Below are 2,476 nucleotides of genomic sequence, written 5' to 3'. Positions count from 1 at the left end.
GAACGGCGTGATGCCGCCGCCACCGAACAGGCGCGGCTTGCCGACCGCCGCCTTGTAGCGCAACTGGCCGGTGCGGGCGAGGAACGGCACGGCGGCCGTCGTCACCTGGAAGCGCTGCACGCTGCCGTCTTCTTCCTCGACCGCCACGTCGAGCGTGCCCTGCACGCTCGTGTTGATGTTCTGCAGCGCGAACGCGCCCGGCGACACGCGCGTCACGTACAGCACGCGGCCGGCCTGCGACACGGTCACGGTCGCGTTGGTGCGCGCGACACCCGAGATCAGCGGCGCATAGCCGCGCAGCGACGGCGGCAGCATGCGGTCGTCGCTGCGGATCGACGCGCCCGTCAGCGCGAACGTGTCGAAGATGTCGGAGGTCAGGTAGTCGTCGCCGAACGTCACCGTCGACTGGATCGACGGCAGCGCGCGAAACGCATAAAGCCGGCTGAAGCGGAACGTGCGGTCCGCGTACGCCGTGTTGCCCACGTTCGATTGCGCCTGGTAGTCGCCGCGAAAACGCCACGCATCCCAGTTCGCGCCGATCGTCCCGTAGGCCTGGATCGAATTCGTCTGCCCGCCGCCCGCCCCGAAGTTGCGGTTCGTGTTCGCGATCACGCGATAGTCGAGCATCGCGCCCGGAATGCCTTCGGACCAGCGCGACGGCGGCAGGTAGGTCGAATCGGTGAACTCGAGCGCGGCCTGCGGAATCGTGATCTTGAGCCGCCCGTCGCTTTTCAGGTAGCGCACGGTCGCGCCCTCGATCGCGCCGAGATCGACGCACCGCCCGCCCTGGAAGCGCGGCAGGTCCTTCGCGAGCGATGGCTTCAGCCCGAACTGCGCGACGAGTTCCGGCCGCAGGCACGGCTTGCCCGCGCCCGATGCGTCGAGCGCGATGAACTCGATCGCTTGCAGCCCGTAGAACAGGTCGTTGACCTGCACGTCGAGCATGTACTCGCCGGGCAACGTGAAGTCCGGCTGCGAGAACTGCGACAGATCGACGTTGCTCGTTCCGTCGATGTCGAGGAACGACGAATTGAATTCCGTCGCCTGGCTCTGGCTGCCGACGACCAGCACGGAGACGCAAAGGAAGGAATGTCTGATTCGCACGCGGCGCTACCGGGAGTCCAGGAAGAAGGAAAACGGGAGGAAAGAGGCAGGAGGAAGGGATGCACGCATCCCTCCTCCGGTACGGACGCTTACTGGTAGCGGACCGTGAAGTTCGCGACGCCGTCGGCGGTACCCGGCGTCACGCCGGCTGCCGTCGCTTCGTACATCGCGGCGAAGCGCGCGGTGTTCGTGCCGTTCTGCAGCAGCGTCGGGGCCTTCTGCTCGGCGCCGTTGTCGAGGTATTCACCCGACGCGGCTTGCAGGCGGATGCCGACGTTGGTGGCCGAACCGATCGTGGCGAGCAGCTTCGGCTGGCCGGCGCTCGACGTGCCCGTGAACGTGAAGTACGCGTTCTGCGCGATGCTGGTGTCGCAGTCGGTCAGCTTGATGTCGAACGACACCGGGTCCGACTTGTCGCCGGCTTGCTTGAACTTGTTGGTCGGCACCTTGCCGAGCTGCACGGTCTGGTTGACCGAGTTCGAGTCGATGCCGCATGCGCCCGCGACGATCTCGCCCGTGAAGTTGATCGTGCCGGTGCCCGCTGCGAAGGCCGAGGTGGACAGGGCCGCGAGTGCGACGGCGGACAGGATGGATTTTTTCATGACGTTTCCCGTAAGGAGTGCGATTGGAATGGACGACGTGGCGGACACAAACGGCAGCGCATGGTGGCCCCGTCCGACACGAGGCGGCATTATCGAGATAACCGTGAAAGATTTCTGTAAATCATTGTCAAATGATTCTGACAATGTTCGATTCAGCCCTCTAAAACCCCATTCCTTCCTTTTAATTTTCAATCACGGAATTTTTATCCGCAGTCCTTTTTTATTTTTCGGAACCAATTGAAGATTAAGGGAATTTCTTGCCGATAATCGCCACCACCCCGCTCTCCCTTGCCGGTATTGGCTTGTGCAGCCCTGCCTCTCAAAAGACAAAATATTGTCCAATGCCGCCATCGTTGTCCGATTACAACGTGAGCATCGATTCATTTTCAACTGACACGAAATGAACGGCGACATTCATGCGATACGGGTTTATCGCGCAAACGATTGCGAAAGCATACAAACGTTTTACCGCGACATTTTGCCGCCGCCATTAATTCCAATACATTGATTAATTGGATCGTCAATTGCAGCTATGCATGCGCGGCCTCTGGAACGCGGCTGACATGCCGGATCGGGCGAGATGAAAAAGCGGAAGAAGTGCGGCACACGTTAGCGCCGACGGGCGGCACGATCGGTTTGCGGATGTGGATGCGGGTGCGGCGAAAGCCACCCTTTCGCGGTGCTGCTGGATGGGAACGCGACGAGCGGATGTGCTGAACAGCGAAAGAAAGCGCCGATGACGATCGGCGGTACGACGGGCAGCATGCCCC

The 2,476-nt window shown here is 61.9% G+C and carries 2 protein-coding genes; both read right to left on the bottom strand.

From position 1 onward, the window contains the following. On the bottom strand, positions 1-1,071 hold a 1,071-nt coding region (locus H3O04_RS34970; RefSeq protein ID WP_202589475.1), incomplete at its 3' end, for a fimbria/pilus outer membrane usher protein. Positions 1,072-1,193: 122 nt separating this feature from the next. Continuing rightward, a complete protein-coding gene (locus H3O04_RS34965; RefSeq protein ID WP_011545365.1) occupies positions 1,194-1,706 on the bottom strand; it encodes a fimbrial protein in 513 nt (170 codons plus the stop codon). Between the last annotated feature and the right edge of the window lie 770 nt (positions 1,707-2,476).

The sequence above is a fragment of the Burkholderia sp. KCJ3K979 genome, from assembly GCF_016759955.1.
GTDB lineage: Bacteria > Pseudomonadota > Gammaproteobacteria > Burkholderiales > Burkholderiaceae > Burkholderia > Burkholderia orbicola.
Note: the sequence above shows the minus strand (reverse complement) of the source record. Positions and strands in the feature narration are given on the sequence as shown.